General features: G+C 63.1%; 15 protein-coding genes. 12 read left to right on the forward strand and 3 right to left on the reverse strand.

Features of this window, described 5'->3' with window-relative positions:
- Window positions 1-200: 200 nt before the first annotated feature.
- The 6 genes from CK218_RS25905 (at window position 201) to CK218_RS25930 (ending at window position 6,280) form a co-directional block, all read left to right on the forward strand.
- Window positions 201-1,421: a glycosyltransferase family 2 protein gene (locus CK218_RS25905; protein ID WP_095829347.1), complete on the forward strand. Its 1,221-nt coding sequence runs from the start codon at window positions 201-203 to the stop codon at window positions 1,419-1,421.
- 198 nt (window positions 1,422-1,619) lie between these two features.
- The gene (locus CK218_RS25910) at window positions 1,620-2,195 is read left to right on the forward strand and encodes a methyltransferase domain-containing protein (protein ID WP_197504263.1); all 576 of its coding nucleotides are present in this window, start codon (window positions 1,620-1,622) and stop codon (window positions 2,193-2,195) included.
- Window positions 2,192-2,584, forward strand: a complete 393-nt coding sequence (locus CK218_RS25915; protein WP_095826101.1) for a GtrA family protein — start codon at window positions 2,192-2,194, stop codon at window positions 2,582-2,584. Before CK218_RS25910 ends, CK218_RS25915 begins: the two co-directional genes overlap by 4 nt.
- The gene (locus CK218_RS25920) at window positions 2,581-3,249 is read left to right on the forward strand and encodes a class I SAM-dependent methyltransferase (protein WP_179294601.1); all 669 of its coding nucleotides are present in this window, start codon (window positions 2,581-2,583) and stop codon (window positions 3,247-3,249) included. The genes CK218_RS25915 and CK218_RS25920 overlap by 4 nt, the downstream gene beginning before the upstream one ends.
- Before the next feature lie 12 nt (window positions 3,250-3,261).
- On the forward strand, window positions 3,262-4,395 hold the full coding sequence (locus CK218_RS25925) for a glycosyltransferase family 4 protein (protein ID WP_095829349.1): 1,134 nt from the start codon (window positions 3,262-3,264) through the stop codon (window positions 4,393-4,395).
- A gap of 193 nt (window positions 4,396-4,588) precedes the next feature.
- Window positions 4,589-6,280: a hypothetical protein gene (locus tag CK218_RS25930; RefSeq protein WP_143749707.1), complete on the forward strand. Its 1,692-nt coding sequence runs from the start codon at window positions 4,589-4,591 to the stop codon at window positions 6,278-6,280.
- An 84-nt stretch (window positions 6,281-6,364) separates the two neighbouring features.
- Here the strand turns inward: CK218_RS25930 and CK218_RS25935 are convergent, their stop codons facing one another.
- Together CK218_RS25935 and CK218_RS25940 are read right to left on the reverse strand one after the other, a co-directional pair.
- Window positions 6,365-7,246, reverse strand: coding sequence for a DMT family transporter (locus tag CK218_RS25935; protein WP_095829351.1), 882 nt, complete (start codon window positions 7,244-7,246; stop codon window positions 6,365-6,367).
- A gap of 80 nt (window positions 7,247-7,326) precedes the next feature.
- Window positions 7,327-8,127, reverse strand: a complete 801-nt coding sequence (locus tag CK218_RS25940; protein WP_067000259.1) for an IclR family transcriptional regulator — start codon at window positions 8,125-8,127, stop codon at window positions 7,327-7,329.
- Window positions 8,128-8,366: 239 nt separating this feature from the next.
- On the opposite strand from CK218_RS25940, the gene CK218_RS25945 reads away from it, so the two are divergent.
- From CK218_RS25945 to CK218_RS25960, 4 genes are read left to right on the forward strand one after another with little or no spacing between them, the layout of a single operon-like run.
- Entirely contained in the window at window positions 8,367-9,419 is a 1,053-nt protein-coding gene (locus CK218_RS25945; protein WP_067000263.1) for an ABC transporter substrate-binding protein, read from the forward strand.
- A gap of 24 nt (window positions 9,420-9,443) precedes the next feature.
- Window positions 9,444-10,943, forward strand: coding sequence for a sugar ABC transporter ATP-binding protein (locus CK218_RS25950; protein WP_095829352.1), 1,500 nt, complete (start codon window positions 9,444-9,446; stop codon window positions 10,941-10,943).
- On the forward strand, window positions 10,940-11,905 hold the full coding sequence (locus CK218_RS25955; protein WP_095829353.1) for an ABC transporter permease: 966 nt from the start codon (window positions 10,940-10,942) through the stop codon (window positions 11,903-11,905). The genes CK218_RS25950 and CK218_RS25955 overlap by 4 nt, the downstream gene beginning before the upstream one ends.
- The gene (locus CK218_RS25960) at window positions 11,902-12,873 is read left to right on the forward strand and encodes an ABC transporter permease (RefSeq protein ID WP_095829354.1); all 972 of its coding nucleotides are present in this window, start codon (window positions 11,902-11,904) and stop codon (window positions 12,871-12,873) included. The genes CK218_RS25955 and CK218_RS25960 overlap by 4 nt, the downstream gene beginning before the upstream one ends.
- Here the strand turns inward: CK218_RS25960 and CK218_RS25965 are convergent.
- Window positions 12,847-13,791, reverse strand: a complete 945-nt coding sequence (locus CK218_RS25965; protein ID WP_095829355.1) for an amidohydrolase family protein — start codon at window positions 13,789-13,791, stop codon at window positions 12,847-12,849. The genes CK218_RS25960 and CK218_RS25965 overlap by 27 nt on opposite strands.
- 68 nt (window positions 13,792-13,859) lie before the next feature.
- Between CK218_RS25965 and CK218_RS25970 the strand changes: the two genes are divergently transcribed.
- On the forward strand, window positions 13,860-15,185 hold the full coding sequence (locus CK218_RS25970) for an alanine racemase (RefSeq protein ID WP_095829356.1): 1,326 nt from the start codon (window positions 13,860-13,862) through the stop codon (window positions 15,183-15,185).
- Between the two features lie 34 nt (window positions 15,186-15,219).
- Window positions 15,220-15,564: a RidA family protein gene (locus tag CK218_RS25975; RefSeq protein ID WP_095829357.1), complete on the forward strand. Its 345-nt coding sequence runs from the start codon at window positions 15,220-15,222 to the stop codon at window positions 15,562-15,564.
- Window positions 15,565-15,567: the final 3 nt, after the last annotated feature.

Here is a 15,567-nt window from a genome sequence, read left to right on the forward strand (position 1 = left end):
GGAATGCTTTGGCGCGAGGCATGGCCACCATTCAAGCCCCGCCGCCATCACCCGTGCTGGCCAAACCACGTCATTCGCTCAACGACGTATGGTTCTGTATATCTTTGCCTAACTTGTTCTTGCTAATCTTGCAGCTGGGCTGCGGAAATGTTGGGGCCCAAGCTGTAAGCAAGGCTGACGATTGGGCAGGAGCGGGCACGATGGTCGACAAGTCGAATCTCGCGATCGTCGCAACTGATCTCGATGGGCAGCACGCCGATGACGCAGGGGCCCCTCTCGTGTCGGCCATTATCCCTTGCCTGAACGAAGAGCGCACGCTCGGCATCTGCATTCGCAAGGCGCTTGACGTTTTTTCGAAGCGGGGCATTAAGGGCGAGGTCGTCGTCGGGGACAATGGGTCGACCGATCGGTCGGTGGAGATTGCCGAGTCCCTCGGCGCGCGTGTCGTGCACCAGCGGGTCAAGGGATACGGCGCGGCGATCAGCGCGGCGGCTGAAGCTGCACGAGGCAAGTACCTCGTCATGGCGGATGCGGACGATTCCTACGACTGGAGCAGCCTAGGCGACTTCATCGACGCGCTGGAGGGTGGTGCCGAACTGGTGATGGGCGATCGCTTCGCCGGCGGTATCGAGCCCGGCGCCATGCCCCCTTTGCATCGGTATCTTGGCAATCCGGCGCTTTCAACGATTGCCCGCTGGCTTCATCATTCTCCGATACACGATTTTCATTGCGGCATGCGAGGATTCACCCGCGATGCGTTTCGCCGAATGGGCGCGCGCTCGCCTGGCATGGAATTCGCCTCGGAGATGGTCATCAACGCGCATCGCGCGGGCCTGGTGATCCGCGAGGTGCCAATCAAGCTCTATCCGGACAAGCGCGGCCGCCCACCTCACCTGCGTTCGTTCCGCGACGGTTGGCGACATCTGCGGCTGATCGTGGCCCATGCACCCAACACCATGTATCTCATACCGGGAGCGACGTTGCTGGTGTCCGGTATTGCTGGTCTTGCGGTCCTCGCGGCGGGACCTGTCCGGATCGGAGGGTGGTATTTCGGAATTCACTTCGTCGCGCTCTCCGCGATGGCGACGCTGATTGGCCTTTCGGCCATCCTTTTCGGTATGCTGGCCAAGGTGGCGATCGCTATCTATCACCCGGGCCACGGCGGCCGGGTCGTGCCTTGGCTGATGCGCGGCCGCCCGCTGGAATGGCTGGTCTTTTCCGGCGGCATGCTCGCGGTGGCGGGCTTTGTCGCGGACGTATTGCTGGCACTGCATTGGATTTTCATAGGCGGCCCGATGGAGCAATCGGTGCACCTGACCTTCGTGATCACCACCGCCTGCGTGGCCGGGATGTCCATGGTGCTGTCCGGCTTTGTGCTCAAGTTGCTGCTTGATAATTTGGACCATAGGCGTGCGTTCTGAGCGCTTCGACATCGAGCGCCTGGAGCGATGGAAAAAAGATAGAGTCGGCGCCAGCAGGTCCGTGGTGCATTGAAAGCTGGTGGGATGAGGGGAAGCAGGGCGGTTCCGCGGATTTGGGATACGGACTGGCTGGTCTTGCGCGGGCTAGCTCGGCTGTTGCGAAAAGAGGCGAGGGCGCATGTTAGGCCGGGCACACTAATGGTCGATCTCGGCTGTGGTGACATGCCCTATGCTGACATGATGTTCGAGATGAAGATCGACTATCGCGGCGCGGATATCGGCGAGGGCAGCTTCCTGAAAATTGACGAGCAGGGCCGCGTGCCACTAGCAGATGGCATCGCTGGAGCAGTACTTTCAGTACAGGTCCTGGAGCACGTGCGCGACCTTGACTCGTACTGCGCCGAGATTCGGAGACTGCTGCGCGATGACGGTGTGCTGTTGTTGTCTACTCACGGCAGCTGGCTCTACCACCCTCACCCTGAGGACCATCGTCGTTGGACACGCACCGGACTTGTCGTAGATCTTGCCGATCGCGGCCTCGAAGTCGAAGAGGTGCATGCGATTGCCGGGCCCTTGGCAACCACGACGCTAATCCGCCTTACGGGCTTTGCTTTCTTCCTTCGCCGCCTACCGATCATAGGCGCAATTTTGGCGTCGCTCCTTGCCCTGTTGATGAACCTGCGCGCTCAATTGGAAGATCGTCTAACGCCCGCCCAGATACGCGACGACAATGCCTGCGTTTTCTTGGTCCGCGCTCGGAAGGCAGCGATATGAGCGTGCGCACGCCCTTCGCCTATATGGTGATCGCCGGCATCTGCATCGCGCTGCACAACGTGGTCATCATCTTGTCTGACAGGGTCGGGATACGTTTGTGGCTGGCCGTACTGTTGTCCTTCTGCGTCGTGGCGGGCACTGGCTATGTGCTTCATAGCGTATTCACCTTTCGGCGACCGTTGGCTCCCATAACCTTCGCACGGTACGTCATTGCAATGATCGCCAACATACCATTGGCATTTGTCACCATATGGTTTTGGCATCAGCAGGCCGGCCTGCCGATGGTGTTCGCCTCGCCACTTGCCTCGGTCTGCATGCTGGCGCTGAACTTCCTGCTTGGTCGATGGGCTATCGCCACGCCAAACCGCTGGATGACGGGGGGACCATGACCTTGGCCAAGGCAATGGGCCCGATCGATCCGAAGCTTCTGCAGGACATCCTGTCGCGTCACCTCGCCTTTTATCGAAACAAGGCGCCGACTTATCAGGCGGTTATGCTCGATAGTCTACGCGAGCTGTGGGACGAGCGGCATTGCAAATTGCTCGACGTCGGTGGTGGCACTGGGGTGATCGCTCAAGCCATAGCCGAACTCTTTCCGGTGGATGAGGTGCAGACAGTGGACATGGTTGACCGTTTCTGCCCTTCGCTGAGCGTGCTGACCAAGCAGTATGACGGCAAAACCCTGCCTTTCGCGGACCGTAGTTTTGATGCGGCGACACTCAACAATGTAGTACATCACGTTCCAGTCACAGCACGTACGGACTTGCTGCGTGAAATTCGGCGCGTGGTTGATGGTCCGCTTTACATAAAGGATCACGAAAGCTGCGGAAGGCTGGACGACCTGCGCCTCACCGCAATGGATGCGATAGGCAATATCCCATTTGGCGGAATGATCTGGGCGCGCTACTTGAAGCGGGCAGAATGGGGGAAGTTAGCAACCGAAAGTGGCTACCGCATTGCTTGTCGCGCTGCGCCGAAGCAATATCGAAAAAGCATCCATGAACTGCTGTTTCCCAATCGTCTCGAAGTGACAATGCGCTTCGAGCCCGCTTGATGGGTCGGTCCGGTGCGCATTTTGACCGTCAGCCATTTCTATGAAGGTCACGGCGGCGGCATAGAGCGTGTGGCCGGGCATTTGTGCCGACAATTCACGCAACTGGGCGTTCAGGCTGTTTGGGCCGCCAGCGATGCCGATCAGCCGCCGGAAAGCGACGTTGAAGCGGTCCCTCTTGCCTGCGTCGACCCAATCGAGAAGGTCATTGGGCTGCCAATGCCGCTGGCGCGCGTCCGTGCTATTCGCGCGCTGGCCCGCGAAATGCACCGTAGCAATGCGGTCGTAGTGCACGATGCGCTGTACATGACATCGATCCTGGCATTGCTGATGTCGAAGGCTTTCCGCAAGCGCGTGGTGCTGATCCAGCATATCGCCGGCATCCCCTTTTCTTCCCGCATTCTCCGCTCCGTGATGGCACTAGCCAACATCGTCATCACGCGCCCGATGCTCCGAGCCGCTGACGCAGTTGTGTTCATCAGCGACACCGTGCGCCATGATCTTGTGGGCACGCCAGCGCGCATTCCCTTCCAACTGCTGTTCAACGGTGTTGACGGTGCGATTTTTCATCCCGCTTCAGGCCCGCTGCCTGTGCCGGAGGCCCCTGCGGCGATCTCGATCCCCCCGGGTACGCGTCGCATTCTTTTCGTTGGTCGCTACGTCGAGAAGAAAGGATTGTCGGTGCTGCGGGCTTTGGCCGCGTTCCGCCAGGATCTCGCATTTTTGATGGTCGGCAGCGGCCCGATCCACCCCGGCAAATGGGGACTTGCCAATGTTCACGACCTTGGTGTCCAGAGCCCTCAGGCCCTGGCGGACCTTTATCGGGGGGCTGACTTCCTGCTGTTGCCGAGCGTCGGAGAGGGCTTTCCGCTCGTTATTCAAGAGGCAATGGCCTGCGGACTGCCTGTCGTCTGCGGCGAACCGAGCAACCGTGCCGACCCAGGCGCGGCCAAATGGCTGCGTGGCGTTGCCATCGACCTCACTGATCCCGACGGGTCGGCCAGGCGTTGCGCCGATGCTATCGACAGCCTTGCCCTCACCTCCGAGGAGCGAGCCGCCATGGCTCGTTACGCGTTGGCGCAGTACGACTGGCGCGCAACGGCGCTCGGCGTGCTGACCTTGGCAGGCGGAGGAGTGGCCAAACTTTGACCTACTTCGCCATGGTCGATGCGGTGTCGCGTCCGCATCTGGGCGAAGTTCAGGCGCTTTCCGCCCTGGCCTGTGCTTGAGGCCTTCCAGCAACGAACACCGAACAGGGCTCCAAACGTCTGGGCCGTGTGGCCTAGCCAATTTTCTTAATTAACGTCGCTTAAATCTGAGGTTCATTCCAGGGCGGGATTGAATGCGATCAGAAGCAGGTCTGACTGATTTATTCGGTGCAGGATCGCGCCGCTTAACGATCTTTCTACGCGCTTTGATCGTACTGAAGATCGCGTTGTTGTTCGCCTTGGCTTGGAATTGCCGATTCGTCATGGACGAATTTGGTCAGCTTGGATACGCGAAGCATTTGTTTAATGGCCTGTTCGCCACCGTGCAGCCAAGCAAGGCGGTCGGTTCCACCGCCTTTTACAAGCTGGCTCACCTGATCGGTTGGGATGCCACGTCCATTCTGCTTGTCGGTCGTATGCAGACCGCGTTGCTGGCATGCGCGACCATTGCTTTGGTCTACGCCTGCGCTCGCGCGCTTGGGGAGGATCGGGTTCGTGCCTTGGCCATTGTCCTCGTCCTCTTGTGCTTCTCGAATTTCATGGAGCGCATCTTTCGCACTATCGCCGAACCGCTGGCGGTGTTCTTCGCCGTAGGGGCGCTGCTGGTCGTGCTACGGGCCCGTGAATTGAGGGGATGGCAGCTTGTCGCTGCCGGCGCCTTGAGCGGCCTGTCGTTTCTCGCAACGCAGAAATCAATCTACTTCAACCTTGCGCTAGGCCTTGGCCTGGTCGCCGACGCGGCTTTGATGAGACGCTACCTGGCAGGCATGGTCCGCGGGGCATGGCTCGTGCTGGGATGGACTCTCCCTATAATCGCATATTGCTTCATCTTCGGCGGCGCCGACCCTGTTCCCATCGCCAAGAGCCTGGTGTTCGGCCCTCTTGAGGTCGCAACGCGCGGCGGCGGTGACTACGGGGGGCTGAGGCGCTTCGTGGTTCAGACGCTCGCGCGCAATTATGTTCTTTACGTCTTCTGTTTCGCCGGCATGGCTCTGTCTCTGATACAGATCATGAAGCTCGACGAGCGGAGGCGAATTGCGCTGATCTTCTCTGTCGTCATCACGGTGCTGGTCTTCGCGCATGACCAGCCGTGGCCCTACGTGTTCATTATGGCGTTGCCGTTCATGTCGCTATGGTCGCTGACGATGCTCGACGGCCTCGCAGCCCGCGCGCGTTATCTGCGCCTGGCGTGGATAGCCTTGGTCACGGCGATGGCCATAAGCTTCGTTGCCAATTTGCTTAACTTTCGCTTCGACAATACCGCCCAACTTGAGCTGGTGGCGCGCGCGGAGTCATTGCTTGCACCCGATGAGCGGTACTTCGACGGCATAGGAATGTTGCCCAATCGAATGGAGCCGACAACTTTGTGGCTCGACAAACACTACGTGCTCGCCACCTTGCGGGAAAGCGGGCGTTCCGAGGCTTACAATGTGCTTAGCAAGTCTCCCCCGAAGCTGATCCTGTGGTCCTACCGGATGGACTATATCTATCCGGTAGTCGCGCCCCTGATCTTGAACAGCTATGTCCGTGTGGCGCCAAACCTCAGGATCGCTGGTTTCCGCCTGCAGCCCGGTGAGCGGAAGATCTTTGATGTTCCTATTGCTGGAACTTATGCGCTCTACAGCGCCGATGGAACGCCTTTGCGGGGCCGGGTCGAAATCGACGGCACCGTGCTTGATCCGCCATTTCACCTTGCGACCGGGCCAAAGACCGTAACATTGCGCAACAGTGCGGGCGAAGCCCTGTTGCTGCCAGCGGGCTCCTACGCCGGACATTTCAAGGCCGGCGGCGACAACGATCTTCTATTTGATGGCGTCTACGATTGAGCGACGCGGCGAGTGATGACGGTCCCGCCGACGCCAGCCACCGTGTCGGGTCGCAGGCAACCAATCGGGCATCTGACCTCACAGCTAGGAGGTCGCGACTTCGGCAGGCTGAGGCGCCTTGCGCTGCAGGTTGAGCAGATTGCCGGTCAGGATCAGCAAGGCGCCGCCGGCGGTGAAGACATCGATCTGCTCGTTGTAAAGCAGCCATCCGATGAGCGCAGACAGCGGCACGCGCAGGAAGTCCATCGGCGAATTGACGGTCGCATCGGCGTGGCTGAGCGCGCGGGCCATGCAGAAATGGGAGGACATGCCCGTAAAGGCGACCACCAATATCGACGGCCACAGTTCGACTGCTGGGTTGCGCCAGACATAGAGCGCCGGGACGAGGCCGACCACGGACTGAATGATCAGCATCCAGAAGATGATGCGTACGACGCTGTCGGTTCGCGTCAGCGACTTGACCATGACCACCGAGACGCCGAAGCACATTGCGGCTCCCAGCACGACGAGATGCCCGGGATCGACCGAGCCGACGCCGGGACGCACGATGATCACCACGCCGATCAGACCCAGCACGATTGCCGTCAGCCTGGGCCGCGACAGCCTTTCGCCGAGAAAGCTCACCGCCAGGATCGCGGTCCAGATGGGGGTCGTGAACTCGATCGAGATCAGCACGGCCAGCGGAATCAAGGTCAGCGCATAGAGCCAGGCGGCCTGGCCGGCATAGTGGACGACGTTGCGGGCGATGTGGGCGAGCGGGCGCTGGGTGCGCATCGCCCTAAAGCCGCCGGCCGTCAGCACCAGCGGCAGCAGGATGAAGAAGCCGATCACCGAGCGCAACTCCAGCACCTGGAAGACATTGAGCGCGGCCGTCGCGGTGCGGCCGGCGACCGACATCGCCAGGAACGAGGCGATCGACAGCGCCATCCAGAGCGCGGCCTTGGTGATAGAGGGAGCGGGTGCCATTGGCGCTATGTCGCAAGACCGTCGTTGTGCCGCAATCGGTAGTCGCGGCATTCGACTGGGCCAGACGGCCGCATTCCGGCTCAGCTTCCGGCGAGCGACAGTGCGCGGGCGCGCTCGCGCAGCAGCTCAAGCAACTGGTTGCGACGCGGCTCCGGCGTATCGACCGGCAGCACAAAGCAAAGCGTCGTGTTGATGGCGCCGTGGCTGTCGCGGATGGGAGCCGCCATGCACCAGGTGAAGCGGTCGGCGAGCGCCGAGGTCTCGCTGAAGCCCTGCCGGCGAGCCAGGTCGACATCCGCGAAGAATTCGTCGGGAGCAATGACCCGGCCGTCGGGGAGTTCGTAGTCGGCGGCAGGAATGAAATCCTTGAGTTCCGTCTCCTGCATATGGCCGACCAGCAGCCGCCCCGACGCCGTCCAGGGGATCGGCACCTCGACGCCGACATCGCTCGAGATGCGGAAAGGGCCGGGAGAATCCCGGCAATCGAGAACGACATATTTGTTGCCGCGCAGACCACAGAGCTGAACGGTCTCGCCGGTCTCGGCCGCCATCCTGTCCAGCGTTTCAAGGATGCGGCGATAGTGTGCGTTGTGATGCGAGTACGCCCATCCGAACAAGTGCATCGCCCGCCCGAAATAGACGTAGCCCTCGGACCCGACATTTTCGAGCATCTCGGCTTCGAGCAGGCTGTTGACGATCTCATAGGTCGTCGAACGGGGTGCGTTGATCATCTTTGCGATGTCGCCGATGCGCATCGGCGCGCGATGCTTCAGCAGGGCCTCGAGCAGCATGATGACGCGGTCGATGCCGCGGCGGCGCTCGCCGGGCTGTGGTTGTGCCCCGGCGCCTGCCTCGATCAAACCAGTTGCGCCTTCGCTCATGCCAGCCGCCCAAAAATCATTTTCGGCTCTCGTCTCAAGACGCTTGAAAGATGTCAAGGCTCAGTCTAGCATCCCGTTTGTCCGATATACAGACATGTTGTCTGGAATATCGGACAAACTAACGAGCCGGGCAGAAGAAGTCCAGACGACGAACGAGCGGTTTCCGCGACGCGGCGACCGCGGTGTTTCGCCGTCCCGACTCCGCACGTCCGGACAAGAGCTACAGAAGGGGAACCGTCATGAAGAAGTCATCGTTTTTCGCATCCGCCAGCGCCCTTTGCCTCGGTCTCGTCCTGGCCGTCGGTGTCGCCTCGCAGGCCGATGCGGCCGCGAAGTGCATCAAGGGCGACCGCAAGGCGCCGTATACGATCGGCTGGGCCAACATCTATTCCGTGCCGACCTGGATGAAGCAGACCCAGGGCACGATCGAAGCCGAGGTCGAGGCGCTCAAGAAGCAGGGGCTGGTCGACAAGCTGGTCGTGACCGACGCCCAGGGCGACGCCAATGTGCAGATCCAGCAGATCCAGTCGATGATCGATTCCAATGTCGACGCCATCATTCTGATCGCCGGTTCCTCGACCGCTCCGGCGCGCGTGATCGCGGATGCATGCGCCAAGGGCATCGCGATCATCAACTTCGACAGCCTGGTCGATACCGACCAGGTGACGGCCAAGGTCAACACGGATTCCTCGCAGTGGGGCGACCAGGCTGCGAAGTTCCTGATCGACGCCATCGGCGGCAAGGGCAAGATACTCATCCTCAACGGCCCGGCCGGCGTTTCGGTCAGCGACGACCGCCGCAAGGGCGCCGATGCCGAGCTCAAGGCCCATCCCGACGTGAAAATCCTCGCCGAGACCAACACGCCGTACAATGTCGCGCCGGCCCAGGAAGCCGTCACCAGCCTGCTGTTCGCCAATCCCGAGATCGACGGCATCCTGTCGCTCGGCGGCGCGCTCTCGGCCGGTGCGGTGCTCGCGCTCGACAAGCAGGGCCGCGACCAGGTGCCGATCACCGGCGAGAATGCGCGCCAGTTCCTCGAGCTGTGGAAGGAAAAGGGCCTGAAGAGCTGGGCGACCATGCAGCCGAACTGGCTCGGCGCCTTTGCCACCTACACCGCGGTCCAGGCGCTGGAGGGCAAGGACGTGCCGGCCTTCGTCAAGATTCCGCTGCCGGTCATCGATAATTCCAACATCGATCAATACCTCGCCCGGGCGAAAGATTTCCCGGCTGACGGCTACATCTATTCGCCCTACGATGAGGAGCTGTTCAAGAAGCTGCTGGCGCAGAAGTAGGCCGGAAGGGTCGCAGCATTGACCATGGCTCCGCTCCTTGCCGCGCGGGGGGTGTCGAAGGCGTTCTTCGGCAACCCCGTCCTGCGCGACGTTTCCATCGCTCTCCAGCCGGGCCGCGTGCATGCGCTGCTCGGCGAGAACGGCGCCGGAAAGTCGACCTTGATCAACCTCCTGTCGGGCGCCTTGCGCCCGGACAGCGGGACCATCGAGGTCGATGGGCGTGCCGTGGCACGCATGACGCCAGCGCTCGCGCGGCAGGCCGGCATCGCCGTCGTGCAGCAAGAGCTCAGCCTGACGGCCAGCCTTTCGATAGCCGAGAACATCGGCATTGGCGCCTATCCCAAGCGCTTCGGGCTAGTCGATTACAAGGAGCTTGCCGCGCGGGCGAAGGCGGCATGCAAACTCGTCGGCCTCGACGAGCCGTTGTCGACACCGGTTGGGAATCTATCTCTCGGGCGACGGCAGATGGTGGAGATCGCCAAGGCTCTCTATCGCCGGCCGCGCGTGCTCATCCTCGACGAGCCGACCTCGTCGCTCTCGGCGACGGAAACGAAAATCCTCACCGACCTGTTGGGACGGTTGCGTGGAGAAGGCGTCGCCATTCTCTACATCTCGCACCGGCTCAACGAGGTGATGGCGCTCTGCCAGCATGTGACCGTGCTGAAGGACGGCACCTGCACGGCCGACCGGTCGCTGGAGGGAACCGACGCGGCTGGATTGGTGCGCCTGATGGTCGGCCGCGACCCCGGCGATCTCTTTCCGAAATGGCAGCCGTCGGGATCGCCCGGCGCCGCCATCTCGGTCCGCGGCTTCTCGGCCGGCCTGATGCACGACGTCGACCTCGACATCGGGACCGGCGAGGTGCTGGGCATAGGCGGCCTGGTCGGTCAGGGGCAGGAGGATCTGCTGCTCGGTCTTTATGGGGCCATCCCGGCGAGGACGGTTTCGGCGACGGTAAACGGCGTGTCGGGCCTGCCGGGCAATGTGCCGAAAGCCAACGCGCTGGGGCTCGCCTATGTGCCAGCCGACCGTAAGCGCGAGGGCCTCCACCTTATTCATCCGATCATCACCAACATGATGTTGCCTTCCCTCGCGAGGCTTCCGTCGTTGAAGCTGCGCAGCCGCAAGGCTGAACGCCAGAAGGGAAGGGATCTCGCCGCCCAGCTTTCCATCAAGGGCGACCTGCAGCGTCCGGCGCAGGCCTTGTCGGGCGGTAATCAGCAGAAGGTCGCACTGGCGAAGTGGATGCCGCACGATCCCCTGGTGCTGCTGCTCAACGATCCGACGCGTGGCGTCGATGTCGAGACCAAGCGCGAAATCTATCTGATGCTTCGCGCCTTCGCCGCCGCTGGCAAGGCGGTCGTGCTGCTCAGTTCCGATACGCCGGAACTGGTGCATCTATGCGACCGCGTCGCGGTGGTTCGTGAAGGCCGCGTCGTCAGGATGCTCGAGCGTGCCGCGCTGAGCGAGGAAGCCATCGTGTCGGCGGCGATGGGTGCAGAGAGGCGGAAGGTGGCGGCATGAGCATCATTCCGTACGCGAGAGCCGACGGCGCGCTCTACTGGCAGGTGCAGGCGCGCCGCAACATAGGCGTTCGCAGCCTCTTCCTGGTGGTGCTGGCGTTTCTCATCGCCTATGCCGTGCTTTTTCCGGGCCTGTTCACGGTCTCCGGCTTCGCCAAGTTCACCCAGAGCTGGTTCCCGCTGGCGCTGGTGGCGATGGCGCAGGCGATCCTCATGCTCACCGGCGGCATCAGCCTTGCGATCGGCGCGACCGTCAGCCTCGGCGCGGTCATTGCCGCGACCACCATGGGCGGACCGCTGGGCATCGCCGGCGGCGCGGCCGCCGTGGCGCTTGCCGGGCTCGGCATTGGCGCCGCGACCGGCTTCATCGTGGTCAGGCTGCGCCTGCCGGCGATCGTGGTGACGCTCGCCGGCTCGTTCATCATCGGTGGCGCCGCACTGCTGATCCTGCCGAGGCCTGGCGGCTCCATCCCGGCTTGGCTGTCCGACCTGCTTGCCGGCGACACGCCAGCGGCGTTCGTGCTGTTGGTGGTGATCGTCCTGCTATGGAAGCTCTATCTCGCCACGCCGCTTGGATTGAGCCTCTATGCCGCCGGCGAGAATCCGGTCGGGGCTTACCGTTCCGGTGTGCCGGTCGACGCGGCGCGTGTGGCCGCCTATGCGATCAGCGGCCTCTTGTCGACCGGCGCCGGGCTGTTCGTCGCCGCGCAAACGGGGTCTGGCGATCCGGTCATCGGCACGGCCTTCACGCTCAATTCCATTGCCGCTGCCGTGCTTGGCGGCATTGGCTTTCTCGGCGGGCAGGGCACCATGCGCGGCGCGCTCGCCGGCAGCCTGCTGCTTAGCCTGATGATCAGCGTGATGTTCTTCCTCGGCTTCACCCCGGTAGCGCAGTATGTCGCGCAAGGGCTGATCATCATCGGCGCCGTCGCCATCCCGCAATTCCGCAAGGTGCAGCAATGACAGCCTGGACCGACAGCGCCGGCGGCAGACGCGCCAGGGCGATCCTCACCAGCCGGCCGTTCCTCACCCTTGCCATCGTCGTCGCAGTCTGGATCGCGGCGAGCTTCGCATCGCGCGGCTTCGGCGCCTACGGGCATCTGCGCTACCTGGTAGAACTTGGCGCGGTGATCGGCCTCGTGGCGGCCGGGCAGACCTTCGTGGTGATCGCCGGCGGCATCGATCTCTCCGTGGCAGCGATCGTCACCGTCAGCGCCATCAGCCTGCCGCTGCTGTCATGGCAGGCCGATCCGACCGGCCTTGCCTCCGTGCTCGCGGTGCTTGCGCTGACCACAGCTATCGGCGTGGTCAACGGGTTAGGGGTGGCGCTGCTGCGCGTCCATCCGATGATCATGACGCTGGCCATGGCGACATTCCTGCAGGGTCTGCTGATCATCATTGCCGGCGGCAGTGCCGTCACCGCCGAGAACCCGCTGGTTCATTGGCTTGGCAATGCGCGGCCGGCCGGCATTCCGGCCGGCATCCTGCTATGGATCGCGGTTTCCGTGCTCGTGCTGACACTGATGCATGCAACGCCTTTCGGCGCCCGCATCTTCGCCACGGGCGCCAATCCGCTTGCGGCTTCGTTATCGGGCGTGCCGATCATTTCCACGACATTGGCTGTCTACGGCATCAGCGGATTCACGGCGGGGCTCGCGGGCGTGCTCGTGCTCGGCATGAACGGGCAGGGCTATGTCGGGATCGGCGATCCTTATCTGCTCGCCTCAATCGCCGCAGTGGTGCTTGGCGGCACCTCGATCCTCGGCGGGCTCGGCACCTATGCCGGCACCATCCCGGGAGCCATCCTGCTGGTGACGATCACTGCGCTGATCACCGTGGTCAATGCATCGCCCGGCTGGCGCAGCATCCTGTTCGGTTCGTTGATCCTCGGGCTGCTGCTGCTCTCAGGCAGGGAGCAAGCCCGGCGATGACCCGGCGTCCAGGCGATAGATGCGAGCGGCGTTGCCAAAGAACAGCGCCGCCTGCTCATCCCGGGAAAGATCGGCGGTGATGACCTTGGAGCTGTCATATACCTCATCGAACGAGGCGTGCAGGCCGGCGACCGGGAAGTCGGAGCCGAACATGGCGCGCTTCATGCCGAAGCAGTCGATGCAATGCAGAACGATCGGCCGCAGACTTTCGAGCGTCCAGTCATGATCGTAAGCGACCAGGTCGGATATCTTGATGGCGACGTTGTCGCGCTCGGCCAGCAGGCGCAGCCCGTCTCGCCATCTCTGCAAGCCTTCGGGGTCACGGTCGATCGGGCTGCCGCAATGGTTGAGGACGAATTGCTGGTCGGGAAAGGCGGCGGCGAGGTGCGCTGCCTCGGCCAGTTGGCGTGGAAACACCATCAGGTCGAAGGAGAGCCCGTACCGGGCGAGCGAGCCAAGGCCGGCGCGCCAGGCGGGATCGTCCATTATGCCGTCGCGAGCGGCGAAGCGCCGGGCGGGATCAGGGTCCCAGCTCAGAATGTCGCGTATGCCGATGACGCGGTCGAACGCGGCCTGCGCCTCGATCAACTCCGCCGCGTTGTGGCTCGCCAACGGCACATGGACGACGTAGCGCGCCGCTACGCCGCCGCACGACTTGTCGAGCGTCTCGAGCCAGCGGGTCTCGCCGACGCTGTCGTCGCTCGCCCAGCCGGCTTCGACATGGACGCTGGCGACGATATTGTGCCGCGCGGCGTCGCGCAGATAATCCTCGGGCAGATAGTTGCGGCGCAAGGCATCAAGCTCGCCGAGGCCGCCGCGTTCGCCGGCAGAGGCGGCCAGCCAGGGATGGCGGCCGAGGCTGAGATCCCAGAGATGGTGATGGGCGTCGATGATGGGTCCGGAGTAGGGATTTGGCACGCGGTTCCCTCAGGCCTTGGCCGGCAATCGGTTGAGCCATTGTTCGGCGACGGAAGGGTTAGCATCGGATGAGCGAGAACACACCGGCCCAATTGCTTGTCGTGCATGAAAATTTCATGCTCGACGATCGTATCCGTGGCGTGCCCCCCGGCACGTCCGGATTGGATTCCAGCCTGGCCGGACAGCAAGGCTGGCATCCGGCCGATGGCCGCATGTCGCTGCCGCTGCTCACCCTTGACGAAGCGGCCTTCGCCTCAAATCGCGACTTGTTCCTGCGTTTTGCGCGCGAGCAGGGCGCTGCGGTCGCGCCGCATGCCAAGACGCCGATGGCGCCGGATCTCGCCCATTCGCTGGTCAAGGCCGGTGCCTGGGGCACGACGGTCGCCGATATAAGGCAGGCAACGGTGATGCTGAAGGCGGGTCTCTCGAGACTGATCATTGCCAACGAGGTCGGCGGCGCCGGTGGTGCAGGCCGGCTCGCGAAACTGACTGGCGCGTGGCCGGATGCCGAGCTCTATGTCTTCGCCGACTCGGTCGCGGCCGTGCGGGCACTGGCGGATGCGTGGCCGGCAGCTGCCGATCTCCCGCCGTTGCGTGTCCTGGTCGAGCTCGGCGCGGCGAGGGCCGGCGCACGAACCACGGCCGAGGCCGAGGCAATCGCCGATGCCGTCGCTGCGACCGGCGGACGGCTGTGCATTGCCGGCGTCGGCACCTATGAAGGCGCCGCCGCTCAGCCTGATCCGCTGCGCACCGATGAAGCGGTCTCTGCGCTGCTGGCATCGGTGGGCGACATGTTCCTCAGGCTCCGCGCTCGCCTCGGCGGCGAGGCTCCCCTGGTCGTGACGGCCGGCGGGTCGGTCTTCTTCGACAGGGTGGTGGCGGCGCTTTCGCCGCTGGTCGAACAGGACGGCAAGGCGACGCTGGTGCTGCGCAGCGGTGCCATCTTCTTCCACGACCACGGCGTCTATGACCGATCGCTTGGCGCGGTCGACAGCCGCAGCGGTTTCGAGCTCGGCGGCGCCACCGCCTCGGCGCGCAATTCTTTCCGTCCGGTCCTGCGTGTCTGGGCCGAAGTGCTTTCGCGGCCGGAACCTGATCTCGCCATTTGCGGCATGGGCATGCGCGACGTCTCCTTCGATCAGGGTTTTCCCAAGCCGCTCAGGGCGTATCGTTCGGGCGAGCCGCTGCCGGCTTCACCTGAGAAATCGCAGGTAATCAAGCTCAACGATCAGCATGCCTTCCTGGCTCTCCAGCCTGGCGACGACATCGCGGTCGGCGACGTCATCGAATTCGGCATTTCGCATCCCTGCACCTGCCTCGACCGCTATCGCGTTCTTTTCGGCGTGGATGCGACCGGTCGTGTGGCCCATGCCATTCCGACCTATTTCGGCTGACCAGGCCTCCAAAAAGAACTCGAAAGGATCCGAGATGATCAAATACTTCCAGTCCGGCTCTCGCATGTCGCAGGCGGTGGTGTATGGCGGCATGGTGCATATAGCCGGCCAGGTCGCCAACGACCGCAAGGGGGGCATCGAAGCGCAGACCAGCGATGTTCTGGCCAAAGTCGAGGCGCTGCTGCATGAGGTCGGCAGCAGCAAGTCGAAGCTCGTGGCGGTCAACATCTTCCTGCCGCAGATCGGCGATTTCGACGCGATGAACAAGATCTACGATGCCTGGGTGGATCCCGAGCGCCTGCCGGCACGCGCCTGCGTCGAAGCGCGTCTGGCCGACCCGGATCTGCGCATCGAAGTCACCGCGGTTGCGGCCGCTTGAGAG

The organism is Mesorhizobium sp. WSM3879 (genome assembly GCF_002294915.1).
GTDB lineage: Bacteria > Pseudomonadota > Alphaproteobacteria > Rhizobiales > Rhizobiaceae > Mesorhizobium.